This is a genomic window from Rathayibacter sp. AY1E2 (assembly GCF_002932325.1).
Classification (GTDB): Bacteria; Actinomycetota; Actinomycetes; order Actinomycetales; family Microbacteriaceae; genus Rathayibacter.
Genome location: NZ_PSVO01000027.1, coordinates 1 through 24,741 on the forward strand (window position 1 = coordinate 1; position 24,741 = coordinate 24,741).

Sequence of the window (24,741 nt, forward strand, 5' to 3'; positions counted from 1 at the left end):
ACCCCACCCGGCTCGTCGCGCAGCGACGGCCCCACCCCTCACCCCGCCAGCACAGGGTTGATCGCGGGTCCTGGCGGGGTGAGCTGCAAGGCGGAGGAGGGCGCGATACCAGCGGTATCGCAACCGACGACAACGCCGCAGATCGCCCCGCCAGGGCCCGCGATCAAGCGTCGAAGCGGTAGCCGAGGCCGCGGACAGTAACCAGGAGCACCGGTTCCTTCGGCGTCTTCTCGATCTTGGAGCGGATGCGCTTGACGTGGACGTCGAGGGTCTTCGTGTCGCCGAAGTAGTCGCTCCCCCAGACGCGGTCGATGAGCTGGCCGCGGGTGAGGACGCGGCCCGCGTTGCGGAGGAGCATCTCGAGGAGCTCGAACTCCTTGAGGGGCATCGGGGTCTCGACGCCGTCGACTTCGACCGTGTGGCGTTCGATGTCCATGCGGACGGGGCCGGCGACGACGATCCGCTCCTCGCCGGGCTCCTCGGTGCGGCGTCGGAGGACGGCGCGGATGCGGGCGAGCAGTTCGCGGGTGGAGTAGGGCTTGGTGACGTAGTCGTCCGCGCCGAGCTCCAGGCCGACGACGATGTCCACTTCGGAGTCCTTGGCGGTGACCATGATGATCGGGACGGAGGAGCGGGTGCGGATCTCGCGGCAGACCTCGGTGCCGGGCATGCCGGGCAGCATGAGGTCGAGGAGGATCAGGTCGTAGTCGCCCTCGTCGAAGGCGGCGACGGCGCGGTTGCCGTCCTCGGCGACGGTGACGTCGTAGCCCTCGCGTTCGAGCAGGTAGCTGAGGGGCTCGCTGAGGGCGCTCTCGTCCTCGACGAGCAGGATGCTGGTCACGCGTGTTCTCCTATCGGGGCGGTCGCCGCGAAGGGCGTCCGGGCGGGGTCGGCTTCGGGGAGCCGGATGGTGAAGGTGGAGCCGCGGCCGGGCTTGGACCAGACGCGGACGTCGCCGCCGTGGTTCTGCACGGCGTGCTTGACGATGCTGAGGCCGAGGCCGGTGCCGCCGGTGTGGCGGGAGCGGGCCTGGTCGACGCGGTAGAACCGCTCGAACACCCGGTCGAGGTCCTCCTCAGGGATGCCGATGCCCTGGTCGGTGACGGCGATCTCGACGACGCCGCCGGTGGAGCGGACGCCGATGCCCACGCGGGAGCCGGCGGGCGAGTACTGGATGGCGTTGGCGAGGAGGTTGTGCAGCGCCGAGACGAGCATCTTCTCCTGCCCCACGACGTAGGCCTTCTTCATCCCGCCCTTGACCAGGGTGACGTCGTGCGACTCCGCCATGACGTGGGTGGTCTCGAGCGCCGCCGTGACGACGTCGTCGACGCGGATGATCTCGGCGGAGCCGGCGACGTCGGCGGCCTGGAGGCGGGAGAGCTCGATGATCTCGCGGGTGATCTTCGCGAGGCGGTGCGACTCCTGGGTCAGCCGGTGCGCGAAGCGGCGCACCTGCTGGGGGTCGTCGGCGGCGGAGTCGAGGGCCTCGGCGAGCAGGCCGACTGCGCCGATCGGGGTCTTCAGCTCGTGGGAGATGTTGGCGACGAAGTCCCGGCGGACGGCCTCGAGCCGGCGCGCCTCGGTGTGGTCCTCGGCGATGACGAGGACGTAGCGGGAGCCGAGGCGGGTCGCGTGGACGACGAGCGTCACGGCGGCGTCGGAGAGCGGGCTGGTCGCGAGCTCGAGGTCCTGGACGATGTCGTCGCCGAAGCGGCGGACGCGGTCGACGATGGCGGCGAGGTCGGGGTGGAGCAGCGTGTCCTGCGAGACCAGGCCGAGCGCGACGGCGCGGGTGGACGCCTTCAGCACGTTGTGAGACGGGTCGGTCACGAAGGCGGGCGAGCCGACGGCGTCGATGATCGCCTCGATCCCCTCGGGGAGCCCGACCGAGATCACGTCCTGCGCGATGCGGCCCTGGCGGGCGGCGAGCGTGAGCACGGTCGTCAGAAGGATCCCGATCGCGACACCGAGAACGAGCGACAGAACCACGATCAAGCCCGAATCCACGGACCCAGGCTAACCATCCACCGGGCGTCCCCCTACCGGACGCCCGTCGATCCTCCGGGGGTCGAGTACTGTTCAAACGCCCGGCACCGTCCGTTAACCTGCCGTGGTCATCATGACTGCGCCTGCGCCCACGGAGTGCAGTCGCAGCGGCGTGCGAGGTGCTCGCCGCAGATCCGGCGCCGTCGTCCGCGCGCGCCGTAGAGAGGGTCGAACACAGATGCGCGAAGTTTTCCAGCAGGAGCTGGCCGAGGTCCAGGAACGACTCGTCGAGATCTCCGGACTCGTCGAGATCGCCATCGAGAAGGCGACCCAGGCGTTCAACCACTCCGACGTCACCCTCGCGGAGGAGGTCATCGCGAGCGACGCGCGCATCGACGAGCTGGCCATCAGCCTCGACGAGCTCGCGATCGACATCCTCGCCCGGCAGAACCCGGTCGCCCGCGACCTGCGGATCGTCGTCTCGGCGCTGCGCATCAGCGCGTCGCTCGAGCGGATGGGCGACATCGCCGAGCACATCGCCCAGCTCTCGCGCTACCGCTTCCCCGACAAGGTGGTCCCCAAGAGCCTGCGTCCGACGTTCGTCGAGATGGGCCGCCTCGACGTGGTCGTCGCGCACAAGCTGACCGACCTGCTCCGCTCGCAGGATCCGCGCATCGCCGAGGAGATCCGCGACGAGGACGACAAGATCGACGAGCTGCACGTCAGCGTCTTCGACAAGGTGCTCAGCGAGGCGTGGAAGGGCCAGGCCGCCGACACCGTCGACGCGACCCTCGCCAGCCGCTACCACGAGCGCTTCGCCGACCACGCCGTGTCGATCGCCAAGAAGGTCCAGTACCTGATCTCGGGCGACTACTCCTAGTCGACACCTCGGGCTCCGGCCCGTCTCACCGTCCGGCCCGCAGGAACGATCGTCTCCTGCGGGCCGGACGTGTCCGTGCGCTCCGCCTCCGGGGCTACGTGAACGGCCCGCCGGAGTCGAGGACTCGGGCGGGCCGTTCACGCGTGCGGGGCGGTGCTACTTCTTGGCGCCCTGGGCGGCGACGGCGGCGGCACCGGCGGCCGCGGCCTCCGGGTCGAGGTAGCGCGCCTCCCCGATGGGCTCGAAGTCCTCGTTCAGCTCGTAGACGAGCGGGATCCCGGTCGGGATGTTGAGCTCCGCGATGTCCGAGTCCGAGATGCCGTCGAGCGTCTTCACCAGCGCGCGGAGGGAGTTGCCGTGCGCGGTGATCATGACGGTCTTGCCCGAGGCGAGGTCCGGTTTGATGTCGGACTCCCAGTAGGGCAGCATCCGCTCGATCACGAGCTTCAGCGACTCGGTGCGGGGCAGGGCGTCGCCGAGGTCCGCGTAGCGCTCGTCGTGCGCCTGCGAGTACTGGTCGTCGTCGTCGAGCGGGGGCGGCGGCACGTCGAAGGAGCGGCGCCAGGTCTGGAACTGCTCGGGGCCGTACTCGGCGAGGGTCTGCGCCTTGTCCTTGCCCTGCAGGGCGCCGTAGTGGCGCTCGTTGAGGCGCCAGGAGCGCTTGACGTCGATCCACAGGCGGTCGGCGACCTCGAGGGCGATATTGGCGGTCTGGATCGCACGCGTCTGGCGCGACGTGTAGACGATGTCGGGGTGCAGGCCCGCCTCGGTCAGCAGCTCGCCGGCGCGGGTGGCCTCCGCGACTCCCTGCTCGGTCAGGCGCACGTCGACCCAGCCGGTGAAGAGGTTCTTCTGGTTCCACTCGCTGTTGCCGTGGCGCACGAGGATGAGGGTGTAGGTCTCGGACATGCGTCCAGCTTAGAGGCGGCCCCCTCGCCCGCGGATACGCTGGAGAGCATGCCCATCGGAGCCGTCACCCGCGGAACGACGGGCACGAACCGCCTCCGCCGGGTCGACCGCCGGCTCGCCGAGCTGCCCGTCCTGCGCAGCACCGCCTCCCCGCTCGTCGTCGATCTCGGCTTCGGGGCGAGCGCGGTCACCACGCTCGAGCTGCACCGCCGGCTCGTCCGGGCCGCGCCCGACGTCGAGGTGCTCGGCCTCGAGATCGAGCCCGCCCGGGTCGACACCGCTCGGCGCCAGCTCGCCCGGGTGAGGGAGGGCGGCACGCCGTTCCCCGCGGACGCGCGCGTGCGCTTCGAGCGCGGCGGCTTCGAGGTTCCCCTGCCCGCGGGGCGGCGGGCGGGCGTCATCCGCGCCTTCAACGTGCTCCGCCAGTACGACGAGGACGCGGTGGAGGGAGCCTGGGCGACGATGACGGACCGCCTGCAGCCCGACGGCGTCCTGGTCGAGGGCACCTGCGACGAGATCGGCCGCATCTGCACCTGGATCGAGGTCGGCCGGGAGGGCCCGCGCTCGCTGACCCTCTCGCTCCGGCTCGCGGCGATCCCCTCGCCGATGACGGCGGCCGAGCGCCTGCCGAAGGCCCTCATCCACCGCAACGTGCCCGGCGAGGGCGTGCACGCCTTCCTCTCCGCCCTCGAGCGGGCGTGGACGCTGAACGCCCCTCTCGCCGTCTACAGTCCGGGTCAGCGCTGGATCGCGGCGGTCCGGGACCTCCGGCCGGAGTGGCCGGTCCTCGGCGGGCCGCGGCGCTGGCGCCTGGGCGAGGTGACGGTCGCGTGGGAGGCGGTCGCCCCCTCCTCCTGAGCGCCGGGCCTGAGCGCCGGGCCTGAGCACCGGACCTCCTGAGCCCTAGGCGAGCGGGGGCAGGGCGGCCCGCGCCTCGGCGGGAGCGGCGCCTGTCGCCGTGAGCAGGTCGACGACGAGCGGGCGGAGCAGGACGAGCACCGTCTTCTCGGCGAGGCGCGCCTCCGGGATCAGCCGCTGGGGGTCGAGCGTGGTCGCGAGCAGCACGAGGTCCTGACGCGCCAGGGCGAGCACCGACGGATCGGCGACCGCGCGGCCGAGCAGCGCGATGCCCGGGCCGAGGGCGGCGACCGCTCCGGCGAGCTCCGGCCGCGGGGCGCCGTCCCGGACGAGGAAGTCGGTGCGGCGCGCGACGATGCGCAGGTTCCGGGTCGCGAGGTCCAGCGCGGACAGCATCACGGCCTGGCGGGAGAGCTCGCCGCGGTGCCGGCGGACGAACGGCGAGATCCGGGCGACGCCGGTCGCGGAGTCGAGCGCCGCGGTCCAGCCGTCGATGACCGGCTGCGTCCCGCGGATCCGCTCGAGGGCTGCGGTGGACGCCGAGGAGTCGCCCCGGCGGAGCGCCTCGGCCAGCTCCTCCACGGTCCGGCTGAGCGCGGAGAGGAGCCGATGCGCCTCGGCCCGCGCCGTGCGCAGCGGCGGGCGGGGCACGATCGCCGTGCAGAGCAGCGCCGCGAGCCCGCCGATCAGGCCGTCGACGCTCCGGGTGAAGACGCCTCCGTCCGGCGCAGGGAGGACCATCACCAGCATCGCCTGGGTCCCGGCGGCCACGGCGAACCCCGGCGAGGGCGAGAGGGCCCGGCCGAGCGTGAAGACGATCGCGAGGACGACGCCGAGCTGCCAGACGCCGCTCCCCCACAGCAGGAGCAGGACCTCGCTGGCAGTGATGCCGATGAGCATCCCCGTCGCTGTCTCGGCCACCTGCTTGGGGCGGGTGTCGCGCGCGATGCCGAGGCTCGAGATCGTGACCGTCAGCGCCAGCACCGGCGCGGGGTGCCCGAGGAGGAAGTGCGCGACGGAGTAGGCGAGGGTCGCCGCGAGCACGATCTGCAGCACGGCGGGGAGCGACGCCCCCGCGCGGGCGAGGGCGCGCGCGGGACTCAGCTCGGGGGTCCGGACGAGACCGCGCAGCCGCTCGGCCGCCCGGCCCCGCTCGGCGGGACGTGCGGCCACCACGGCGTGGCCTACCTGGTCGTCGCCCCGAGGCGGGGCAGGCGGGGCACTCCCGCCTCCGCTCCGGCTCCGGGAGGGACCACGACCTCCTGGGCCGCGGCCACGCGCGAGTCGCCGGCCAGCACGGTCAGCTCGAGGTCCACCGGGACGCTCCGCTTGACGACCGCGAGAGCGACCGGTCCGTCCTCGTAGTGCCAGGCGCTCGAGGTGACCGTGCCGACCTCGACCGGCTCGCCGCCCTTGAGCGCCGTGACGACGTCGCCGTGGGCGGGGAGGACCGAGTCGGAGCCGTCGAGCTGCAGCAGGACCAGGCGCCGCGGCGGGTGGCCGAGATTGTGCACCTTCGCCACCGTCTCCTGGCCCCGGTAGCAGCCCTTGGCGAGATGCACGCTCGAGCGGAGGAGGTCGAGCTCGTGCGGGATGGACCGCTCGTCGACCTCGGTCGCGTGGCGCGGGCGCCAGGCGGCGATGCGCAGGGCCTCGAGGGCGTCGACTCCCGCGAGGGCCACTCCCACCCCGACGGCCGTCTCCGCGAGGGCCTCGAGGGCCGCTCGCGGGACCAGGACCTCGCGGAGCTCCCAGGAGGCCCCGGGGTGCTCTGTGGTCAGCGCGTACTGCCAGCCGCCCGGCTGGACCTGCGACCACGGGTCGCTCCAGACGACGGGCTCCTCGGCCAGGGACAGGGCGAGCGTCAGAGCCGGCCCGTCTCCGAGGGCGGCGAGGGTCGCGAAGTCGTCGGCGCGGTCGGCGACCTCGACGCGGAGCATGAAGCGCATCCGGTCGAGCCAGGCGGCCAGGCCGGCCGTCTCGTCGCGGTCGAGCAGGAGCCAGGCGGTCTCGCCGTCGTCGACGAGGCGGATGACGTGCTCGATTCGGCCGGTCGGGTCGAGCAGGAGCGTCTCGGCCGAGGCGCCGGGAGTGAGGCGCGAGACGGCCTGGCTGGTGAGCGAGTCGATCCAGGTGAGGCGGTCCGGCCCCGTCACGGTCACGACGCCGCGGCCGGAGAGGTCGACGAGCGCGGTGCCCGCGGCGAGAGCACGCTGCTCGCGGAAGGGCTCGCCGTAGTGGGCGGCGACGCCGGGCTCGGCGGCGCTCGTCGTGGCGACAGCGCCCGGGGCGGCCAGGAGCGGGGAGAGCGCGTCAGTCGACACGGGCGAGCCGTCCGGAGGAGTGGGTCCGCAGGCCCTGGCCGAGCGCGGCGATGTCCCACGCCCACAGCAGGTGGTCGTCGACCAGGCCGTAGAGGCGGGTGGCGGCGGCGTAGTCCTTCGCCGCGGCGGTGCGCATCACCGCGTCGGTCGCGAGGTCGATCCGCGGCCCCTTGACCTGGCCGAGGTAGAGCTCGCTGACCCCGTCCGGGTGCACGAGCGAGACCTCGATGTCGAACCCGCCGGCGGCGTTGCGCAGCGTCTCGACGGACTCGGCGTCGGGGAAGGCGGGTGCGCCGCGGCCGGGCAGCATTCCCGGGCCGGCGTCGGAGTCGGTCAGCGCGCGGCTGAGGCGCCAGTAGCCCGTCTCGGTGACCAGGGGCCGGGGCGCCTCCTCGGCGCCCTCCTCGATCAGCCATGTGTAGGAGTTGTAGTTGAGGTACGGGAGGCCGTCGTAGCTGAAGCTGATGCGATGGCCGAACTCGGCCTGGACGGAGTCGTCGCCGATCGTGTAGTCGATGACGCCCGAGCCCTCCCAGACGCCGAGCAGCCAGGACAGGGGGACGAGCTCGGGCGGCAGGCCCGACGGAAGCGAGATCACTCGGGCTCCGGCGGCGGCTAGCGCTGGCCGCGGTAGAGCTTGTAGACGACCACGCCGGAGACCCACGCGATGGCGAGGGAGGCGAGCCCGAGCAGACCGAGGTAGAAGAGTTCCAGGGCGAGAAGCATGCGCTCATCCTACCCGCCGCCTCCGACGCCGGGGCGGTGCGGACGCGGCCGCTCAGGCGGTGCGGATCCGGGCGCTCGGGACGGGAGGGCGCGACCGCTCAGGCGGGGAGGAGGACGGCGATCCCGCTCGCGACCGCGACCACGGCCATCGCTCCGACGATGCTCGTCATCGCGCGGAGGAGGTACCCCTCGGCGCGGGCCACGGCGAGCTGCACCGCGAAGGTCGCGAGCACGCATCCGCCGAACGTCAGCGCGAGCCAGAGCTGCCGGGACTCCGGAGCGGCGATCGCCAGAGTCAGCACGGAGCCCGCGAGTGCGAGCGCCCAGACGACTCCGATGCCCACCCGATCCCTGCCCATCCGACAATTGTGCCCCAGGCGGACGCCCCTCCCGGCCCGCCGCTAGTATTGCGGGCAGACCAGTTCTGGAGGATCCGTGGCGCAGTTGTTGATACTGACCTCGGCGGGAGGCGCCGAGGTGCTCCCCGCACTGGGGCTCCTCAGCCACCGGACCCGGCAGATCCCCGCGGAGCCCGCCCAGCTCGTGAACGCCCCGAGCTGCGATCTGATCCTGGTCGATGCGCGGCAGGACCTCGCCAGCGCCAAGTCGCTCTGCAAGATCCTCACGACCACGGGCATCAACGTCCCCCTCATCCTGATCCTCACGGAGGGCGGGCTCACGGCCGTCTCGGCCGACTGGGGCGTCAACGACGTCATCCTCGACTCGGCCGGCCCCGCCGAGGTCGACGCCCGCATCCGCCTGGTGATCGGCCGGCTGGCGCAGGAGCAGTCGACCTCGCGCATCCAGGCGTCGGGCGTCGTGATCGACGAGGCCAGCTACTCCGCCAAGGTGCACGGGCGCCCGCTCGACCTCACCTTCAAGGAGTTCGAGCTCCTCCGCTTCTTCGCCACGCACCCCTCGCGCGTCTTCACCCGCGAGCAGCTGCTGAGCGAGGTGTGGGGCTACGACTACTTCGGCGGCACCCGCACGGTCGACGTGCACGTGCGGCGCCTCCGCGCGAAGCTCGGCGACCTGGAGTCGCTGATCGGCACGGTCCGCAACGTCGGATACCGCTTCAACGTGTACGAAGAGGACGATGAGCGAGTCGCTCAACCTGTCCGTTGAGGATCTGGCCGATCCCGCGGTGGCGGCCGGCCTCGAGCACCTGATCGGGCGCGCCGCCTGGTTCGACCATCAGCCCCCCTTCAGCGACCAGACGCTCGTCGACGCCCGGGCCGGCTCGCGCACCCTCCTCGTGGGGCTGCGCGCGGACGTGGTCGTGGCGGCGGCGATCCTCGGGCAGGGCGAGCTGGAGTTCGTCGTCGATCCGGAGTGGCGCGGGGTCGGCTTCGGCACCGCGACCCTCGAGCAGGTCCTCGCGAGCGGCCGGACGGGCCTGCTCGCCTGGGCGCACGGCGACCACCCCGCTGCCCGGGCCCTCGCGGCCTCCCACGGCTTCGCCCCGGTGCGTACCCTCCTGCACCTCGAGCTCGAGCCGCTCGCCGCCCCCGAGGTCCGCGTCCCCGAGGGCGTCGTCCTCTCGGACGCCCGCGACCTCGCTCCGGCCGAGTGGATCGCCCTGAACGCGCGGATCTTCGCCGCGCACCCCGAGCAGGGGCGGATGACGGAGGAGGACCTGGCGGCCCGCCGCGCCGAGCCGTGGTTCGACGAGGGCGACTTCCTCCTGCTCCGCGACGCCGACGGCACGCTCCTCGGCTACGACTGGCTCAAGATCGAGCCCGGATCGACGACCGGCGAGATCTACGTCCTCGGGGTCGCCCCCGAGGCGGCCGGACGGGGACTCGGCCGCACCCTGCTGAACGCCGGGCTCGCGCGGATGCTCGAGCGCGGCTGCACCACGGCCGACCTCTACGTCGAGGCCGAGAACCGGTCGGCGGTGGCGCTCTACCGCTCGCTCGGGTTCACGGACGCCTCCGTCGACGTGCAGTACCTGCAGCGCGCCGCGCCGCTGCGCTGAGCCGGCACTCCTCCACAGGGCCTCCGCCGGCCCCGTTCATCCGGCATTCACGAGCGGCGGCGCGGAGCGGACGGACGCGGTGCCAGGATGGTCGCATGGACGGCGACAACCTGCTTCTCGAAGACGGTCTCAGCGATGACCTCGACGACGACTTCGACGACGAGGAGGAGCACTCGGACCCGCTCCTCCCCGACAACCGCTACCTCGACCGGGAGTTGAGCTGGCTGGCGTTCAACCAGCGCGTGCTCGAGCTCGCGGAGGATCCGCTGGTTCCGGCGCTCGAGCGGGCGAACTTCCTCGCGATCTTCTCGTCCAACCTCGACGAGTTCTTCATGGTCCGGGTCGCCGGCCTCAAGCGCCGCATCCTCACGGGGCTCGCCCTGCCGACGAACATCGGGCGCGTGCCGGTCGACGTGCTGACCGACATCTCGGAGAAGGCGCACCTGCTGCAGCAGCGCCACTCCCGAGCGTTCAAGGAGCTCGTCGAGCCCGCCCTGCGCGACGGCGGCATCGACCTCGTCCGCTGGGACGAGCTGAGCGACGCCGAGCGCACCGTGCTGGACGACTACTTCTCGGCCCAGGTGTTCCCGGTGCTGATGCCGCTCGCGGTCGACCCGGCGCACCCGTTCCCCTACATCTCCGGCCTCTCGCTCAACCTCTCGGTGCGGGTGCGGAACCCGAAGACGCAGAAGGTCGAGTTCGCGCGCCTCAAGGTGCCGCAGATGCTCCCCCGCTTCGTCCGGATCGCCGGCGTCGCGGCGCCGGGCGAGCCGATGCGGTTCATCTCGCTCGAGGACCTGATCGCCAACCAGCTGGACGACCTGTTCCCCGGCATGGAGATCCTCGACCACCACGTGTTCCGGGTGACGCGCAACGAGGACGTCGAGGTCGACGAGGACGAGACCGAGAACCTGATCAAGGCCCTCGAGAAGGAGCTGCTGCGCCGCCGGTTCGGCCCGCCCATCCGCCTCGAGGTCACCGACGACATGGACGACGAGACGCTGGGCCTGCTGGTCCGCGAGCTCGACATCACGACGCAGGAGGTCTACAAGCTCCCGGCCCCGCTCGACCTCAGCGGGCTCTTCAGCCTGCAGAAGATCGACCGCCCGGACCTGAAGTACCCCAATCACGTCCCGACGACGGCGGTGCAGCTCTCGCCCAGCGAGCCCAACCAGCGGCAGGACGTCTTCAAGGCCGTCTCCCGCGGCGACGTGCTCCTGCACCACCCCTACGAGTCCTTCGCGACGAGCGTGCAGTCGTTCCTCGAGCAGGCGGCGGCCGATCCGGACGTGCTCGCGATCAAGCAGACGCTCTACCGCACCTCGGGCGACTCCCCCATCGTCGAGGCGCTCATCGACGCGGCCGAGTCGGGCAAGCAGGTGCTCGCCCTGGTTGAGATCAAGGCGCGCTTCGACGAGCAGGCGAACATCTCGTGGGCGCGCAAGCTCGAGAAGGCGGGCGTGCACGTGGTCTACGGGCTCGTCGGGCTGAAGACCCACTGCAAGCTCGCGCTCGTCATCCGCCAGGAGAAGGGCGGAGTGCTCCGCCACTACTCCCACATCGGCACCGGCAACTACAACCCGAAGACCTCGCGCATCTACGAGGACCTCGGACTCCTGACTGCCGACCCCGAAGTCGGCAAGGACCTCACGCGTCTGTTCAACGAGCTCTCGGGCTACGCGATCGAGAAGAAGTTCAAGCGCCTGCTCGTCGCGCCGCGCCACCTGCGGAAGGGCCTGCTCAAGCGGATCGCCGCCGAGACCGAGAACGCCCGCGCGGGGCGGCCCTCGGGCATCCGGATCAAGGTCAACTCGATCGTCGACGAGTCCGTGATCGACGCGCTCTACCGCGCCAGCCAGGCCGGCGTGCCGGTCGACGTCTGGGTGCGCGGCATCTGCGGGCTGAAGCCCGGCCAGGAGGGGCTCTCCGAGACCATCCGCGTGCGCTCGATCCTCGGCCGCTACCTCGAGCACTCCCGCATCTTCAGCTTCGTCAACGGCGGCGAGCCGGACGTCTTCATCGGCAGCGCCGACATGATGCACCGCAACCTCGACCGCCGCGTCGAGGCTCTGGTGCGGATCGTCGAGCCGGCGCACCTCAGCGAGATCGACGACATGTTCGAGCGGGCGATGGACGAGCGGACCGCCTCCTGGTGGCTCGGCCCGGACGGCGACTGGACGCGGCACCACCTCGACGAGGAGGGCGCTCCGCTCGCCGACCTGCAGAACCAGCTGATGCAGCACATCACCCATCGCAAGCGCGCGGCGACACGGTCCGCCAACCGGGCCTCCAGCCGCTGACGCCCGTGACGGGCACCGTCTACGCAGCAGGAGCGGTGTGCTGGCGGATCATCGAGGGCCGCCCGCACATCCTCGTGATCCACCGGCCGCACCGCCGGGACGTCAGCCTGCCCAAGGGCAAGGTCGACGCGGGCGAGTCCCTCCCGGAGACCGCGGTCCGCGAGATCCGCGAGGAGACCGGGCTCTCGGTGGCGCTCGGGGTGCCGCTGGGATGCACCGAGTACACGCTGCCGAGCGGGCGCCCGAAGGCCGTCTACTACTGGGCGGCGCAGGTGACCGAGAAGGCCGTCCTGGCGTCCGACTTCCTCCCGAACGACGAGGTCGAGGCGCTCGAGTGGGTGACGCTCAAGCGGGCCCGGAGCTACCTGACCTATCCGCATGACGTGACGATCGTCGACGAGTTCGCCCGGATAGCTGCACGCGGTGCGCTCGAGACCTTCGCGATCGTGGTCCTGCGGCACGCGAAGGCGGTGCCAGCCTCCTCCTGGGACGGCCGCGACTCCACCCGCCGCCTCACCGGGCGCGGCCGGGTCGAGGCCGCGGCCGCCGCTCAGGCCGTGGCCGCCTGGCGCCCGCGCCGCCTCGTCTCGAGCACCGCCAAGCGCTGCCGGTCGACCATCGCCCCGCTGTCCGGTCTGGTCAGGAAGCCGGTCAAGCTGCGCGACGACCTCAGCCAGGAGGCGCACGAGCAGGGCACCGCCGACGTCCGCGCCCTCGTCGGCAAGCGGGTCCGCGCCCGCCGCACCGCCGTCCTCTGCAGTCACCGGCCGGTGATCCCCGAGATCCTGCGCGAGATCGCCCTCGCCACGGCGACTCCTCTCGGCGCCTACCTCGACGAGGCGGCAGCGCTCCCGACCGGGGGCTTCGCCGTGGTGCACCTCTCCACCGGCCACCCCGGCTCCGGCATCGTCGCGATCGAGACGCACACGCCGCTGGCCTGACCGCCCGGGCGCGCTGCGCGACCGGCTCGACGGGTCCGTCCCCACCGGGCCGGTCGCGCAGCCGGGACGCGCCCGACGCACCGCGCCTTCCCCGCCGCCCCGTCGCTCCGCAATCCCCGAGGCGGACCCGTTCACCGCGCGTTCACCGAGCGGTCGGTGCCAGGACACGACCCCTCCGTACTCTCGCTCGCGGGCTGCACCAGGCCCTGTTCTGTTTTCCACGCTTTCCTACCCGAAAGGGATACTTGTGAGATTCTCGCGTCTCGGCCAGGCGGCCGTCGTCGCCGCCGTCGCAGCGATCACGCTGACCTCCTGCGCTGCCAACGAGGCACCGGCCGCAGGCGGCAGCTCCGGCTCCGCCACCACCTCCACGCTCTCCGGCACCATCACCGGGATCGGCTCGTCCGCTCAGGGCACCGCGCAGACCACCTGGGCCGCCGCGTTCCAGACCGCGAACCCCGAGGTCACGGTCAACTACGACCCGCAGGGCTCCGGCGCCGGCCGCACCAACTTCATCGACGGCGCCGCCGACTACGCCGGCTCCGACTCCGCGCTCAAGGACGAGGAGCTCGCGGGCACCTTCGCCGCCTGCGCCCCCGACACCAAGGCGATCGACCTCCCGGTCTACATCTCGCCGATCGCGGTCATCTTCAACGTGGAGGGCGTCGACGAGCTCAAGCTCGACGCGGCCACCATCGCGGGCATCTTCAAGGGCACCATCACCTCCTGGGACGCCCCGGAGATCAAGGCCCTGAACCCCGACGCGACCCTCCCGTCGGCGAACATCACCTCCGTGCACCGCTCGGACGACTCGGGCACCACGCAGAACTTCACCGACTACCTCGCGGCCACCGCGAGCGACGTCTGGGACGCTCCTGCCGCGCAGACCTTCCCGTACCAGAGCGGTGACGGCGCCAAGGGCACCTCGGGTGTCGTCGACGCGGTCAAGAACGGCACCAACACGATCGGCTACGCCGACGAGTCCGGCGCCCAGGGCATGGACATGGCCCAGCTGAAGGTCGGCGACGCGTTCTCGACCATCTCGGCCGACGGAGCCGCGGCGGTCGTCGCCGCCTCGCCCATCGCCGAGGGCCGCGAGGACAACGACCTCGCGATCAAGATCGACCGCACCGGCACCGAGGCGGACGCCTGGCCGATGGTCCTGGTCAGCTACCTCATCGTGTGCCAGGAGTACGCGGACGCCGACAAGGGCGAGGTCGTCAAGTCCTTCGCCTCCTACGTCGCGAGCGAGGAGGGCCAGGAGGCCGCCGCCGCTCAGGCCGGCTCCGCTCCCCTGAGCTCCGAGCTCGCCTCGACCGTCGCCACCGCGATCGAGTCGATCAAGTAGTCCCACCGGCAGGGCCCGTCTCGCAGCACGATCCGCGGGACGGGCCCCGCCTGTGCCGGGCTCGACCCACCGGACGCCCCCCTCCGAGCCCTAGCATCTCCCTGTGCGCCCCGCCGAACCCCCTCGTCTGAAGAGAGTCCCCTGGAATGGCAACTGAGACCGTCGTCCGCCCGAAGGCGAAGGTGCGTGTCGGAGATCGGGTCTTCTCGATCTCGACCGTCGCCGCCGGCTCCCTCATCCTCCTCGTCCTCGCCGCCGTCGCGATCTTCCTCATCGCGCAGTCGATCCCCGCGTTCACCGCGCCGGCCGGCAGCCTCCCCGGCGACGCGACGAGCTTCTGGGCCTACGTCGGCCCCCTGGTCTTCGGCACGGTCTGGTCGGCGGTGATCGCCCTGGTGATCGCCCTGCCGCTCTCGATCGCGATCGCCCTCTTCATCTCGCACTACGCGCCGCGCCGCATCGCGATGGCCCTCGGCTACGTGGTCGACCTCCTCGCCGCCGTCCCCTCGGTGGTCTTCGGCCTCTGGGGCGCGACCGTGCTGGCGCCGATGGTGCAGCCCTTCTACCTCTTCCTCAACGTGAACATCGGCTGGTTCCCGCTCTTCGGCGGCCAGGCGTCGGGCACCGGCAAGACGATCCTCACCGCCTCGGTGGTGCTGGCCGTCATGGTCATCCCGATCATCACCGCGGTCTGCCGCGAGATCTTCCTCCAGGCCCCGCGCCTGCACGAGGAGGCGGCGCTCGCGCTCGGCGCGACCCGCTGGGAGATGATCCGCATGGCCGTCCTGCCCTTCGGCGCCCCGGGCATCGTCTCGGCCGCCATGCTCGGCCTCGGCCGGGCCCTCGGCGAGACGCTCGCCGTCGCGATGGTGCTCTCGCCCGCGACGGTCGTCTCCTTCCTCCTGCTCACCTCGCAGAACTCGAACACCATCGCCGCGAACATCGCGCTGCAGTTCCCGGAGGCGAGCGGAGTCGGCGTGAACGTCCTCGTCGCCTCGGGCCTCATCCTCTTCGTCATCACCCTCGTCGTGAACTCGGTCGCGCGGTTCATCGTCAACCGCCGCAAGGCCTTCTCGGGAGCCAACTGATGTCCGCCGCCACCTCGTCGATGCCCTTCTCGCTGCAGGCGGGCAAGCTGCCCAAGGGCACTCCCTGGATGCTGCTCGTCGGCAGCTGGGTCGTGTTCGCCGCCGTCTTCCTGATCCTCCAGGCGGCCGGCATGATGAACGACTTCAGCCTCGTCGGCGCGATCTTCTGGGGCACCGTCCTCTTCGACGTCGCCATCTACGTGGTCTCGCGCCTGGTCGAGGGCGGCCGCAAGGCTGTCGACCGCCTCGTGACCTCGCTGGTCGCGACCGCGTTCATCATCGCGCTGCTCCCGCTGGTCTCCCTGCTCTACACGGTCGTCTCCAACGGAGTCGCGCGGTTCGATCCGCTCTTCTTCTCCTCGTCGATGCGCAACGTCATCGACGCGGGCGGCGGCGCCCTCCACGCGATCATCGGCACGCTCGAGATCACGGCCATGGCCGCGCTGATCTCGGTGCCGATCGGCCTGCTCACCTCGATCTACCTCGTCGAGTACGGCCGCGGCCACCTCGCCCGGGCGATCACCTTCTTCGTCGACGTGATGACGGGCATCCCCTCCATCGTCGCGGGCCTGTTCGCGTACGCGCTCTTCGCGCTGCTCCTCGGCCCCGGCATCCGGATGGGCTTCGCCGGCTCGATCGCCCTCGCCGTGCTGATGATCCCCGTAGTCGTCCGCTCGTCGGAGGAGATGCTGAAGCTGGTCCCGAACGAGCTGCGCGAGGCGTCCTACGCCCTGGGCGTGCCGAAGTGGCTGACCATCGTCAAAATCGTGCTGCCGACCTCCATCGCCGGCATCACGACGGGCATCACCCTCGCGATCGCCCGCGTCATCGGCGAGACCGCCCCGCTGCTCATCGTCGCCGGCTTCACCGCGTCGATGAACTACGACCTCTTCAGCGAGCGGATGATGACCCTCCCGGTCTTCGTCTACACGCAGTACGCGAACCAGGGCCCCGACGCCGAGGCGTTCCTCAACCGGGCCTGGACCGGCGCGCTGGCCCTCATCCTGATCGTCATGGCGCTGAACCTGGTCGCCCGCCTGATCGCGAAGATCTTCGCCCCCAAGCTCGGCCGCTGACACCCACCACTCGGCTCCGGCCGGAATCCCCGAAGGAAGCAATGTCCAAGCGCATCGAGGTCAACGACCTCAACGTCTACTACAGCCAGTTCCTCGCGGTGGAGGGTGTGTCGCTCGCCATCGAGCCCCGCACGGTCACCGCCTTCATCGGCCCGTCCGGCTGCGGCAAGTCGACCTTCCTCCGCACGCTCAACCGCATGCACGAGGTCATCCCCGGCGCGCACGTCGAGGGCGAGGTCCTGATCGACGGCAACAACCTGTACGGCCCGGGCGTCGATCCGGTGCAGGTCCGTCGGCAGGTGGGCATGGTCTTCCAGCGCCCCAACCCGTTCCCGACGATGTCCATCCGGGACAACGTGCTGGCCGGCGTGAAGCTCAACAACCGCCGCATCTCGAAGTCGGACGCGGACGCGCTCGTCGAGCGCTCGCTCCAGGGCGCGAACCTCTGGAACGAGGTGAAGGACCGCCTCGACAAGCCGGGCTCCGGTCTCTCCGGCGGCCAGCAGCAGCGTCTGTGCATCGCCCGCGCGATCGCCGTCTCCCCCGACGTCCTCCTGATGGACGAGCCCTGCTCGGCCCTCGACCCGATCTCGACCCTCGCGATCGAGGACCTCATCGAGGAGCTCAAGAACGACTACACGATCGTCATCGTGACCCACAACATGCAGCAGGCCTCGCGCGTCTCGGACCGCACCGCGTTCTTCAACATCGCGGGCACCGGCAAGCCGGGCAAGCTCATCGAGTACGACGACACCGCGACGATGTTCTCGCGCCCGTCCGTCCAGGCGACCGAGGACTACGTCTCGGGCCGCTTCGGCTGATCCGCCGCAGACGAGAGCGAGCCGCGTCCCTCCGGGGTCGCGGCTCGCTCTCGTTCCACCGCGTGCCCTCCGGGAACGAGAAGAGCCGCACTCCGTCATGGGAGTGCGGCTCTTCTCGTGCTCGGGCCGTCAGGCGATGTCGATCGCCAGTATCGGATCGGTGGTCGGAGTCGGCGAGCCGCCGGCGTCCTCGACCGTCACGGCGACGACTCCGCCCTCGGTCAGGCTCCCCTCGAGCGGGGCTACGGTGCTGCCCTCTCCCCCGTCGAACGTCCCTGCGGCGACCGGACCGGATGAGCCGATGTACCAGAGCTCGTAGGTCTTGTCCTCCGGCAGCGGCGCCAGGTCGTCCACCACGAGGGCGGAGCGGCCGAGCGAGCTCGACCAGACCAGCGTCGCCTGCTCGCCGGTGGCGACCGTGCCGGTCGTCTCCTGCGCGTCGGGGGCGCTGCGGATCTGCTCCAGAGCCGTCTGCTGCTGCGTCTGGCCGGGGCCGGACGAGAGCAGCGGCGGAAGGGTCACTCCGCCGACCACGATCACCGCGGCGGCCGCGGCCGCCGAGAGGTAGACCGCGGGGCGGGCGAACCAGCGGCTCCGGGCGCGGTTCGCGGCGCTGCCGCCACCGTCCCGGCGAGCCGTCGGACCGCTCCGCTCGCCCTCGGAGGCGACGGGGACCAGACGGGGCGCGGCGGGCGCCTCGTGGTCCTCGTCGGGCTCCTCCAGCGGCAGCTGCGGAGTGGTGGCGATGAGCGCCATCAGGTCGGCCTTGAAGCCCGGCGAGGGCTCCACGGCGGGTGCGTCGGCGACCAGCGCCTCCGCCACCTCGGCGAACGCGTCGGCCTCGCCGCGCGCCTCCGGGTGCTCGGAGAGGAAGCGCTCGTAGCGCTCCTGCTCCTCGGGCGTCAGGATGCCCAGTGCGTGACCCGCCGCGAGATCGCGCGGGTCGTCCATCCCGTCGGGGAGTCGCACATCGTTCACAGGGCCACCCCCATCTCTTCTCGAAGTCTGATCATTCCGTCACGCAGGCGTGTCTTGACGGTTCCCACGGGGCACTGCAGGATCCCCGCGATCTCGCTGTGCGAGTATCCGCCGTAGTAAGCGAGCTGCAGCGCCTGCCGCTGCAGTTCCGTCAGGCGGCCCATAGCGGCCGCGACCTTCTCGTGCTCGAGGGACACCTCCGCCTGCTCGGAGACCTGGTCGTAGTCGCGTCCGAGGTCTCGGATTCCGATGCGCATGTCCCGATCACGGCCGGCTTGAGCCGCGCGGACCCTGTCGATGGCCCTGCGGTGTGCCATCGTGAGGATCCAGGTCGTCGCGCTTCCTTTATTCGGAGCGAAACGCCCAGCGGTTTGCCAGATCTCGAGGAAGACCTCCTGGGCCACCTCCTCGGACTGGGAGCGGTCGACGAGGACGCGGATGATCAGGCCGAGGACCCGGCCGGCCATCTGGTCGTAGAGCGCGGCGAACGCGGCCTGCTCTCCCCCGGCGATGCGCTCGAGGAGGACAGCCGCCTCCGCAGTGGTGTCGTCCGTCATCAGCCCCGCCTCGCCCGCGCCCGGGCTGAAAGATTCCGCGTCATCCAGAAGGCTGTCACGGCCAGGCCTGCAACGACGACCGACACCTCGATCGGATGCGTCACGAATCGGACATCCAGCGCCAACGTGCCGATCGGCACGAGCGCGGGGTCGCCCAGCCGGGGGGCCAGCCAGAGCGAGATCACGGCCACCGCCGCAGCGGTGATGCCCGGATAGCTGCGCGGGCGGATGAGGACCCAGAGCCCGGCGAGCACGTCGAGGACCGCGAGGACGCGCATCACCGTGCCCTGCGAGAGCGAGACCCCCGCGGCGAACTGGGCGCCCTCCGCGTCGTCGACGCTCGGGGCGGCGAGGAGGTAGAGGGCGGCGACGACCAGCAGCCCCGCCCCCGCCCAGACGCGCGCGCCGATCCGGAGAGCTCTGCTGTTCTTCATTCCGCTGGCGCCTGTCTGTGGGGACTCGGGCGAGGATCGACTCCTCCTGGGCCCTCGCCTCGCGCACCGTGGCGGCGATGCGAGCAGAGAAGGGGCCGGACCGCAGGAACGCCTCTCGGCGCGAGGCCGCTCGAAGCGGCTATAAGTGGAGCCCGGGGTTACTGCGATCCGGCTTCCGCCAGTCTACCAAAGGCCTCCGCGGTGGCGGCGAGGGGCGTTCGCAGTGGGTGAACGCGGGTTGCGCGTCATTCCAGGGAGTCGCTCCGCCACAGCCGCGCGCAGCTCACGAGCTCGGCCGCGGTGGTCGAGAGGCGCAGGGCGCGGGTGGTCAGCTCGCTCGCCCGGACGGGGTTCACCGGCTCCACGTCGTCGGCGACCGAGACGGCTCCGGAGGCGCTCACGCGGCAGAACGCCGCGGCGCGGTCCAGTGCCACCGCGAAGTCGCCGTCGAAGACGCCGCGGAGGATCCGGTCGGCCAGCTCGGTGATCTCTGCCGGCCCCGTGGGAGTGCTGGCTCCGGCGACCACCGGGTCGATCGTGGCGGACAGCTCGACTCCGCGCTGGTAGAGGAAGCTCGTGCTCTCCGGGTCCTGCCGGATGACCAGCCGCAGCAGGTAGATCCGCCAGAGGGCGCCCGGCAGGCTCGCCGCGCTGGAGCGTGCCCAGAGCTCGGCGAGCGCGTCGATGCCGTTGTGGTCGGTGTACTCGACCAGGCGGTCGATGACCACCGGGTCGGGGTCGTTCCGGACACGGCTCAGCAGCGCGATCGCGGTCTCGTGGGCGACGCGGCTGATCTGCGCCGGGTCCTCTCCTCCCTGGAACGCCTCGAAGACGTGAGAGGGGAACTTGGTCGGCTTGTGGAAGCCGTCTGTCATGGGGCCGCCTTCCGCGGTCGTGCGCGCGGACGCTCTCGCGCTCGCGCTCCGTAGGGGGTTCGAGGAGGGTAACGCCCGCGGCTGGGCGGGTATGCCCGCGCGGAGGACGCGGTCCGCTCCGGGATCGTCCGCGCTCCGGGCCGCACCTGCTACGGGCCGCACCTGCTCCGGGGGCGCCGACGGCCCGCTACCCTGGAGCGCGCGGGCCTCTAGCTCAGTTGGCAGAGCAGCGGACTTTTAATCCGCGGGTCGTCGGTTCGAGCCCGACGGGGCCCACCACACGAGCGCCTGGTCGCGCTTTCCGGACAGTGCCAGGGCGCAGCCAGGTCGCAGCACTACCGTGCAGAGGTGCTGACCGTCCTCCGCGTCCTCCTGCGCCGGCCGCGGCTGTGCGAGGCGTGCCGAGTCCGGCCGGCCCGCCGCCGTGACCCGTTCTGCTCGACGGACTGCGCGAAGACGTACTACCTCTACCTCTGACGCCTCGTCCGGGCCGCGGTGCTCCGCGACGGCGTCACTCGTGGCAGAGCGACCACACCTCGTCCGGGTAGTCGCGGATCTTCTCGCCGACGAGCAGGCGCCAGCGGCCGTCCTGGTGCTCGAGCAGGCGGCCGGTGACGACCTCCGAGAGCCAGTCGGAGTCGATCCGGTACCAGCGGACGAGGCGGACGGTCGTCGCGGTGTGCGAGACGCGGGTCGTCATCGCGGGAGTCCCTTCTCGAGGAGGGAGCGGGGTGCTGGAACCAGCGGGGCGTTCGACGCGCGAACGGGGGGATGACCCGCGCCGGGACGACTCCGTTGTCGACCGGCCGGGAGACTGCGGCGGGCATCCGGCGGACCGGATGCCAGGAACTCTAGACGACCGCGCGGACGGTGTCTGTCCCGTCGCCGGTCACAGCGGAGCGACTCCGTTCAGCGGGCTCAGGGCTGGACGGTGCAGCCGGCCGGGCGCGTCTGCCGGAACGCCGCCGCCTCGCGGGTGCGGGAGCGGAGCCTCCTCGCGCGGCGGCGGAGGAGCCGCTCGCTCGGGCCGAAGGCTCCGGATTCGAGGAGCTGGCGGAGGGACAGGGTCACCTGCCGGGCCAGACGGGGATCGATGCGGCCGGGGATCCGGATCGCGTCGATGAGGTCGAGGGCGTTGCGCGTGGTGCGGGAGATCGCCATGACGGAACCCTAGGGACGCCGGGGCGCGGTGTGCGCGCCCCGGACGGGGGCGCCGACGGGGACTGATGCTCAGCCCCGGGGCGCCCCGGCGGGATCAGTCGTGCCCGTTGCTGCCGTCGCCACGGCCCGTGGAGGACTGCAGGCGGTCGATGTGCTCGGAGGCCTGGGCCTTGGTGAGGTCGGCGGGCAGGGTCTCGCCCGCCTCGCGCGCGAGGGTGTCGAGGTAGCTGCGCTGCGGGCCGGTCATCGGCTCGTCGCCGGTGACCCAGTCGGACGGGTCCTTGCTGGCGCTGGTGTCGCTGCCGTCGTCGGCACGGGCGCCGAGGACGTCGCCCTCGGTCTTGACATCGGGATCGGTGGTGTTGTCATCGCTCATGGTGCGACCGTACGCCCGACCACCGACGTCGACGAGGGCTTGCGGAGCGGGCCCGGGCGCCCCGCTTCACGAGCCGAGCAGCGCGTGCGCGACGGTGAAGATGACCAGCCCGGCCAGGGAGCCCACGACGGTGCCGTTGATCCGGATGAACTGGAGGTCCTTCCCGACCTGCAGCTCGAGCTTCTCGGACGTCTCGCGCGGGTCCCAGCGGTGGATGGTGTCGCCGATGATGCTGGCGATGTCGGTGCGGTAGCGGTCGACCAGGTTGGCCGCGACCGATCCGATCCAGGAGTCGACGGTCGCCGCGAGACCGGCGTCGGTCGAGAGCCGGCGGCCCAGATCGACCACGATCGACTCGATGCTGCCGCGGAGGGGGCTCGACGGGTCGTCCATCGCGCCGAGGAGGGAGGCCTTCGTCGCCTCCCAGGCGTCCCCGGCGAGCTCGCGGACGCGCGGGCTGTCGAAGGCGCGGTTCTTGATCTCCTCGACCCGGGCGATCAGGTCGGGGTCGGTGCCCAGATCCTGCGCGAGCGTGGCGAGGTAGCCGTCGATCGCGATCCGGAACGGGTGAACCTGGTCCTCGCGCACCGCGGCGACGAAGACGAGAGCCTCGCGGTACAACCGCTCGTCCACCGCTCGGCTGACCGCGGAGGGCAGCCAGCTCGGCAGGCGGCCGCTGACCATGCGGGTGAAGCTCTGCGGGTTCGCGGTCAGCCACGCCTCCGCCTGCTCCACCAGCGTGTCCACGAGGCGCCGGTGGTGGCCGGCCTCGACCACGCTTCCCACCAGCGAGCCCAGCGGCGGGCCCCACTGCGGGTCGAGGAGGTGGCGCCGTGCCAGCGCCTCGATCACGCGCTGCACGTCGGAGTCGTCCAGCAGGGCGATCGCCGAGCGGACGGCCGCGGCGCTCTCGCCGCCGACCCGGTGCGCGTTCTCCGGCTCGGCGAGCCACAGCCCCGCCCGCCGGGCGATCCCGAAGGAGTCGAGCTTCTCGCGCACGATGGCGCCGCGGAGGAAGTTCTCCTCGACGAACTGCGCGAGGCTCGCGCCGATCTCGTCCTTCTTGGTCGGGATGATCGCGGTGTGCGGGATCGGCAGGCCCAGCGGCCGCCGGAACAGCGCTGTCACGGCGAACCAGTCGGCGAGCGCGCCGACCATCCCGCCCTCGCTCGCGGCCCGGACCCACTGCAGCCACGGGTAGCGCTCCTGCAGAGCGAACGACACGGCGAAGACGACGGCCATCACCACGAGCAGGCCCGTGGCGAGCCGCTTCATCCGGACGAGAGCGACGCGCTTGGCCTCGTCGTCGCGCCCGACCGCCGCGAGGGTGGTCATGACACGGTGGGGAACCCCTCGTGGCGGATGCCCCACGCGACGGTCCACTCCTCGCCCGGCTCGAGCCAGCGCAGGCCCTGCCCGCTGTTGAACGCCTCGGCGGGAGCGGTCATCGGCTCCACGGCGATCGCGGTCTTCACGTCGTCGCCGTCGGGGAAGATCCGGGTGATGAAGACCTGGATGAAGTTGTGCGAGGCGTCGGCCCAGAGGAGCACGCGGCGGCCGTCCGCGGCGCGGAGGCCGTGCACGCTCTCGCCGTCGACCATCCGGACGTCGGCCCAGGCGTCGTCGAGCTCGAGGTCGCCGATGCGGCGGCCGGAGCGGAGGTCCCACTCAGTGCCCTCGACCGGGTTCTGCGCGGTGGGGTTGAGGCGCTCGTCGACCTCGATGTGCACCGCCGCGTCGACGGTGATCTCGAGCTCGTCGGTCGGGACGTCGCCGATGGCGAGGAAGGGGTGCGTGCCGATGGCGACGGGCGCCTCGTCGGCTCCGACGTTGACGACGCGGTGGACGACCTTCAGCCCGTCGGCCTGCAGCTCGTAGCGGACCGAGGTCTCGAGATGGAACGGGTAGCCCGCCTGGGGCACGACCGGCGCGGCCAGCTCGACGAAGGACGGGCCCTGGTCGACGAGGCGGTACGGGGTGCTCACCAGCAGGCCGTGGATGGCGTTGTGGTACTTCGGCTCGGTGATCGCGAGCTGGAGCGTCTCGCCGCGGTGGTGCCAGCGCCCGTCCTTCACGCGGTTGGGCCAGGGCATCAGGACGATGCCCGAGCCGAACGGCGGAACGGTGCTCTCCGGGTAGGAGGCGGTGATCTCCACTCCGTCGACCGAGAGGTGGCGCAACGCTGCGGCCACCTCCGTCACGACGGCGTGCAGGGTGCGTCCCTCGGCGGTGAGGTCGAGCGAGAACTGGCGCCCGGTGGCGGGGGCGGGGGTGAAGTCGGCCATTCCTCGATCCTACGGACTGACGCGCTCGCCGAGCGCCCGGCAGCGGGTGACCGCGAGCCCCGCCTCCTCCAGAGCGGCGACGAGTCCGTCGGCGGCGCCCGCCCCCGTGAGCAGACGGTCGAACTCGTCGGGAGCGGCGACCCGGCCGAGGTCGACCACTCCGAGCTTCGAGGAGTCCGCGACCACGACCCGGCGGGTCGCCGCCTGCAGCATCCGGCGCTTCAGGGTCGCCTCCGGGAGGTTGACGTTGGTGACGCCGGCCTCGGGGTGCACGCCGGTGCAGCCGATGAAGGCGATGTCGGCGCGGATCCGCTCGAGCAGCTCGGACGCGAGCGGCTCGACCAGCGAGTGCTGCAGCGGCCGCAGAGTGCCCCCGGTGACGACGACCGTGAAGCGCGGGATGGCCGGCTCGAGCGCCAGCGCCGTGGAGAGGCCGTTCGTGATCACCGTGACGTCGCGCAGCTCCTCCCGCGCCACGAGCGCGTGCGCGATGGCGAGCGGGGTGGTGCCCACGTCGAGCACGATGCTCTGCCCGGAGGAGACGGAGGCGGCGGCCTCCTCGCCGATCGCGGCCTTCTCGTCGGAGGCGGCGCTCAGGCCCTCCTCGAGCGAGCGCTCACCGGTGGGCCTCGGCGCCGGGATCGCCCCTCCGCGCACCCGCTGGAGGACGCCCTCGCTCGCGAGCAGGGCGAGATCGGAGCGGACCGTGACGACCGAGACCCCGAGCATGTCGGCCATCGGGGCGACCCCGACGAAGCCCGAGCTCTCGGCGGCCAGACGCAGCCGCAGCCGGCGCTCGATCGCCGACGTGGACTCCTGCTCGCCGTCCGTCCTCATCCG

Annotated in this window: 28 protein-coding genes and 1 tRNA gene; 12 read left to right on the top strand and 17 right to left on the bottom strand. The window is 71.8% G+C overall.

All coding sequences use genetic code 11. The features are described from left to right. Positions 1-163 precede the first annotated feature (163 nt). Together C5C49_RS14880 and C5C49_RS14885 are read right to left on the bottom strand one after the other, a co-directional pair. Positions 164-841 (bottom strand): response regulator transcription factor, encoded by a 678-nt coding sequence (locus tag C5C49_RS14880; protein WP_104227263.1) that lies wholly within the window; start codon positions 839-841, stop codon positions 164-166. After that, positions 838-2,007: a cell wall metabolism sensor histidine kinase WalK gene (locus C5C49_RS14885; protein ID WP_104224692.1), complete on the bottom strand. Its 1,170-nt coding sequence runs from the start codon at positions 2,005-2,007 to the stop codon at positions 838-840. The genes C5C49_RS14880 and C5C49_RS14885 overlap by 4 nt, the downstream gene beginning before the upstream one ends. Before the next feature lie 217 nt (positions 2,008-2,224). On the opposite strand from C5C49_RS14885, the gene phoU reads away from it, so the two are divergent. After that, positions 2,225-2,866 (top strand): phosphate signaling complex protein PhoU, encoded by a 642-nt coding sequence (phoU, locus tag C5C49_RS14890; protein WP_104224693.1) that lies wholly within the window; start codon positions 2,225-2,227, stop codon positions 2,864-2,866. 156 nt (positions 2,867-3,022) lie between these two features. Here phoU and C5C49_RS14895 read toward each other — a convergent pair whose 3' ends face one another. Beyond that, positions 3,023-3,775, bottom strand: a complete 753-nt coding sequence (locus C5C49_RS14895; RefSeq protein WP_104224694.1) for a phosphoglyceromutase — start codon at positions 3,773-3,775, stop codon at positions 3,023-3,025. Between the two features lie 48 nt (positions 3,776-3,823). On the opposite strand from C5C49_RS14895, the gene C5C49_RS14900 reads away from it, so the two are divergent. Beyond that, positions 3,824-4,633 (top strand): class I SAM-dependent methyltransferase, encoded by an 810-nt coding sequence (locus C5C49_RS14900; RefSeq protein WP_104346451.1) that lies wholly within the window; start codon positions 3,824-3,826, stop codon positions 4,631-4,633. Positions 4,634-4,678: 45 nt separating this feature from the next. On the opposite strand, the gene C5C49_RS14905 is transcribed toward C5C49_RS14900, so the two are convergent. The 4 genes from C5C49_RS14905 to C5C49_RS14920 all read right to left on the bottom strand — a co-directional run bounded on the left by C5C49_RS14905 (position 4,679) and on the right by C5C49_RS14920 (position 8,042). Next, positions 4,679-5,809, bottom strand: a complete 1,131-nt coding sequence (locus C5C49_RS14905) for an aromatic acid exporter family protein (RefSeq protein ID WP_104346452.1) — start codon at positions 5,807-5,809, stop codon at positions 4,679-4,681. An 8-nt stretch (positions 5,810-5,817) separates the two neighbouring features. Further along, positions 5,818-6,957 (bottom strand): folate-binding protein YgfZ, encoded by a 1,140-nt coding sequence (locus tag C5C49_RS14910; RefSeq protein ID WP_104346453.1) that lies wholly within the window; start codon positions 6,955-6,957, stop codon positions 5,818-5,820. After that, complete coding sequence (locus C5C49_RS14915; RefSeq protein WP_104224698.1) at positions 6,947-7,555, bottom strand: FABP family protein; 609 nt, start codon at positions 7,553-7,555, stop codon at positions 6,947-6,949. Before C5C49_RS14915 ends, C5C49_RS14910 begins: the two co-directional genes overlap by 11 nt. A gap of 226 nt (positions 7,556-7,781) precedes the next feature. Then, positions 7,782-8,042 carry a hypothetical protein gene (locus C5C49_RS14920; RefSeq protein WP_146084897.1) on the bottom strand — a complete coding sequence of 87 codons (261 nt, stop codon included), beginning with the start codon at positions 8,040-8,042 and terminating at the stop codon, positions 7,782-7,784. A gap of 76 nt (positions 8,043-8,118) precedes the next feature. On the opposite strand from C5C49_RS14920, the gene C5C49_RS14925 reads away from it, so the two are divergent. The 8 genes from C5C49_RS14925 to pstB all read left to right on the top strand — a co-directional run bounded on the left by C5C49_RS14925 (position 8,119) and on the right by pstB (position 17,235). After that, entirely contained in the window at positions 8,119-8,808 is a 690-nt protein-coding gene (locus tag C5C49_RS14925) for a winged helix-turn-helix domain-containing protein (protein WP_104346455.1), read from the top strand. Continuing rightward, positions 8,780-9,661 carry a mycothiol synthase gene (mshD, locus tag C5C49_RS14930; RefSeq protein ID WP_104249369.1) on the top strand — a complete coding sequence of 294 codons (882 nt, stop codon included), beginning with the start codon at positions 8,780-8,782 and terminating at the stop codon, positions 9,659-9,661. Before C5C49_RS14925 ends, mshD begins: the two co-directional genes overlap by 29 nt. Positions 9,662-9,756: 95 nt before the next feature. Continuing rightward, the gene (locus tag C5C49_RS14935; protein WP_104224702.1) at positions 9,757-11,961 is read left to right on the top strand and encodes an RNA degradosome polyphosphate kinase; all 2,205 of its coding nucleotides are present in this window, start codon (positions 9,757-9,759) and stop codon (positions 11,959-11,961) included. 5 nt (positions 11,962-11,966) lie between these two features. After that, positions 11,967-12,902, top strand: a complete 936-nt coding sequence (locus C5C49_RS14940; RefSeq protein ID WP_104224703.1) for an NUDIX domain-containing protein — start codon at positions 11,967-11,969, stop codon at positions 12,900-12,902. Positions 12,903-13,149: 247 nt separating this feature from the next. Continuing rightward, positions 13,150-14,250 carry a phosphate ABC transporter substrate-binding protein PstS gene (pstS, locus tag C5C49_RS14945; RefSeq protein ID WP_104233897.1) on the top strand — a complete coding sequence of 367 codons (1,101 nt, stop codon included), beginning with the start codon at positions 13,150-13,152 and terminating at the stop codon, positions 14,248-14,250. A gap of 146 nt (positions 14,251-14,396) precedes the next feature. Continuing rightward, positions 14,397-15,338: a phosphate ABC transporter permease subunit PstC gene (pstC, locus tag C5C49_RS14950; protein ID WP_104227270.1), complete on the top strand. Its 942-nt coding sequence runs from the start codon at positions 14,397-14,399 to the stop codon at positions 15,336-15,338. Next, entirely contained in the window at positions 15,338-16,414 is a 1,077-nt protein-coding gene (gene pstA / locus C5C49_RS14955; RefSeq protein ID WP_104346456.1) for a phosphate ABC transporter permease PstA, read from the top strand. The genes pstC and pstA overlap by 1 nt, the downstream gene beginning before the upstream one ends. A 41-nt stretch (positions 16,415-16,455) precedes the next feature. Then, the gene (gene pstB, locus C5C49_RS14960) at positions 16,456-17,235 is read left to right on the top strand and encodes a phosphate ABC transporter ATP-binding protein PstB (protein WP_104224707.1); all 780 of its coding nucleotides are present in this window, start codon (positions 16,456-16,458) and stop codon (positions 17,233-17,235) included. 129 nt (positions 17,236-17,364) lie between these two features. On the opposite strand, the gene C5C49_RS14965 is transcribed toward pstB, so the two are convergent. The 4 genes from C5C49_RS14965 to C5C49_RS14980 form a co-directional block, all read right to left on the bottom strand. Further along, positions 17,365-18,213 carry an anti-sigma factor domain-containing protein gene (locus C5C49_RS14965; protein ID WP_146076502.1) on the bottom strand — a complete coding sequence of 283 codons (849 nt, stop codon included), beginning with the start codon at positions 18,211-18,213 and terminating at the stop codon, positions 17,365-17,367. After that, entirely contained in the window at positions 18,210-18,770 is a 561-nt protein-coding gene (gene sigK / locus C5C49_RS14970) for an ECF RNA polymerase sigma factor SigK (RefSeq protein ID WP_104224709.1), read from the bottom strand. Before sigK ends, C5C49_RS14965 begins: the two co-directional genes overlap by 4 nt. After that, positions 18,770-19,204, bottom strand: coding sequence for a hypothetical protein (locus tag C5C49_RS14975; RefSeq protein ID WP_104224710.1), 435 nt, complete (start codon positions 19,202-19,204; stop codon positions 18,770-18,772). The genes sigK and C5C49_RS14975 overlap by 1 nt, the downstream gene beginning before the upstream one ends. A gap of 245 nt (positions 19,205-19,449) precedes the next feature. Further along, on the bottom strand, positions 19,450-20,079 hold the full coding sequence (locus tag C5C49_RS14980) for a DNA-directed RNA polymerase subunit beta (RefSeq protein WP_104261007.1): 630 nt from the start codon (positions 20,077-20,079) through the stop codon (positions 19,450-19,452). A gap of 203 nt (positions 20,080-20,282) precedes the next feature. On the opposite strand from C5C49_RS14980, the gene C5C49_RS14985 reads away from it, so the two are divergent. Both C5C49_RS14985 and C5C49_RS17405 read left to right on the top strand, forming a co-directional pair. Next, positions 20,283-20,358, top strand: a tRNA-Lys gene (locus C5C49_RS14985). Positions 20,359-20,427: 69 nt separating this feature from the next. Then, complete coding sequence (locus C5C49_RS17405) at positions 20,428-20,556, top strand: hypothetical protein (RefSeq protein WP_258059535.1); 129 nt, start codon at positions 20,428-20,430, stop codon at positions 20,554-20,556. A 34-nt stretch (positions 20,557-20,590) separates the two neighbouring features. On the opposite strand, the gene C5C49_RS14990 is transcribed toward C5C49_RS17405, so the two are convergent. From C5C49_RS14990 to C5C49_RS15015, 6 genes are all read right to left on the bottom strand, one after another. Continuing rightward, positions 20,591-20,779: a hypothetical protein gene (locus C5C49_RS14990; protein ID WP_104346457.1), complete on the bottom strand. Its 189-nt coding sequence runs from the start codon at positions 20,777-20,779 to the stop codon at positions 20,591-20,593. Between the two features lie 218 nt (positions 20,780-20,997). Continuing rightward, entirely contained in the window at positions 20,998-21,240 is a 243-nt protein-coding gene (locus C5C49_RS14995; protein ID WP_104256416.1) for a hypothetical protein, read from the bottom strand. A gap of 94 nt (positions 21,241-21,334) precedes the next feature. Beyond that, complete coding sequence (locus C5C49_RS15000) at positions 21,335-21,616, bottom strand: DUF3072 domain-containing protein (RefSeq protein WP_104224714.1); 282 nt, start codon at positions 21,614-21,616, stop codon at positions 21,335-21,337. A 66-nt stretch (positions 21,617-21,682) separates the two neighbouring features. Beyond that, a complete protein-coding gene (locus C5C49_RS15005) occupies positions 21,683-22,951 on the bottom strand; it encodes a DUF445 domain-containing protein (RefSeq protein WP_104224715.1) in 1,269 nt (422 codons plus the stop codon). Beyond that, positions 22,948-23,901: an aldose 1-epimerase family protein gene (locus C5C49_RS15010; RefSeq protein WP_104346458.1), complete on the bottom strand. Its 954-nt coding sequence runs from the start codon at positions 23,899-23,901 to the stop codon at positions 22,948-22,950. Before C5C49_RS15010 ends, C5C49_RS15005 begins: the two co-directional genes overlap by 4 nt. A gap of 9 nt (positions 23,902-23,910) precedes the next feature. After that, positions 23,911-24,738, bottom strand: a complete 828-nt coding sequence (locus tag C5C49_RS15015; protein ID WP_104288068.1) for a DeoR/GlpR family DNA-binding transcription regulator — start codon at positions 24,736-24,738, stop codon at positions 23,911-23,913. Positions 24,739-24,741 lie beyond the last annotated feature (3 nt).

What these genes read in the sequence shown, in the direction of transcription:
- C5C49_RS15015 (WP_104288068.1), bottom strand. Translation starts at nt 24,738, where the DNA reads ATGAGGACGGACGGCGAGCAGGAGTCCACGTCGGCGATCGAGCGCCGG.
- C5C49_RS14895 (WP_104224694.1), bottom strand. Translation starts at nt 3,775, where the DNA reads ATGTCCGAGACCTACACCCTCATCCTCGTGCGCCACGGCAACAGCGAG.
- phoU (WP_104224693.1), top strand. Translation starts at nt 2,225, where the DNA reads ATGCGCGAAGTTTTCCAGCAGGAGCTGGCCGAGGTCCAGGAACGACTC.
- C5C49_RS14995 (WP_104256416.1), bottom strand. Translation starts at nt 21,240, where the DNA reads ATGGCGATCTCCCGCACCACGCGCAACGCCCTCGACCTCATCGACGCG.
- pstB (WP_104224707.1), top strand. Translation starts at nt 16,456, where the DNA reads ATGTCCAAGCGCATCGAGGTCAACGACCTCAACGTCTACTACAGCCAG.
- C5C49_RS14935 (WP_104224702.1), top strand. Translation starts at nt 9,757, where the DNA reads ATGGACGGCGACAACCTGCTTCTCGAAGACGGTCTCAGCGATGACCTC.
- pstC (WP_104227270.1), top strand. Translation starts at nt 14,397, where the DNA reads ATGGCAACTGAGACCGTCGTCCGCCCGAAGGCGAAGGTGCGTGTCGGA.
- C5C49_RS15000 (WP_104224714.1), bottom strand. Translation starts at nt 21,616, where the DNA reads ATGAGCGATGACAACACCACCGATCCCGATGTCAAGACCGAGGGCGAC.
- mshD (WP_104249369.1), top strand. Translation starts at nt 8,780, where the DNA reads ATGAGCGAGTCGCTCAACCTGTCCGTTGAGGATCTGGCCGATCCCGCG.
- pstA (WP_104346456.1), top strand. Translation starts at nt 15,338, where the DNA reads ATGTCCGCCGCCACCTCGTCGATGCCCTTCTCGCTGCAGGCGGGCAAG.
- C5C49_RS14975 (WP_104224710.1), bottom strand. Translation starts at nt 19,204, where the DNA reads ATGAAGAACAGCAGAGCTCTCCGGATCGGCGCGCGCGTCTGGGCGGGG.
- sigK (WP_104224709.1), bottom strand. Translation starts at nt 18,770, where the DNA reads ATGACGGACGACACCACTGCGGAGGCGGCTGTCCTCCTCGAGCGCATC.
- C5C49_RS14900 (WP_104346451.1), top strand. Translation starts at nt 3,824, where the DNA reads ATGCCCATCGGAGCCGTCACCCGCGGAACGACGGGCACGAACCGCCTC.
- C5C49_RS14920 (WP_146084897.1), bottom strand. Translation starts at nt 8,042, where the DNA reads ATGGGCAGGGATCGGGTGGGCATCGGAGTCGTCTGGGCGCTCGCACTC.
- C5C49_RS15010 (WP_104346458.1), bottom strand. Translation starts at nt 23,901, where the DNA reads ATGGCCGACTTCACCCCCGCCCCCGCCACCGGGCGCCAGTTCTCGCTC.
- C5C49_RS14980 (WP_104261007.1), bottom strand. Translation starts at nt 20,079, where the DNA reads ATGACAGACGGCTTCCACAAGCCGACCAAGTTCCCCTCTCACGTCTTC.
- C5C49_RS14990 (WP_104346457.1), bottom strand. Translation starts at nt 20,779, where the DNA reads ATGACGACCCGCGTCTCGCACACCGCGACGACCGTCCGCCTCGTCCGC.
- C5C49_RS15005 (WP_104224715.1), bottom strand. Translation starts at nt 22,951, where the DNA reads ATGACCACCCTCGCGGCGGTCGGGCGCGACGACGAGGCCAAGCGCGTC.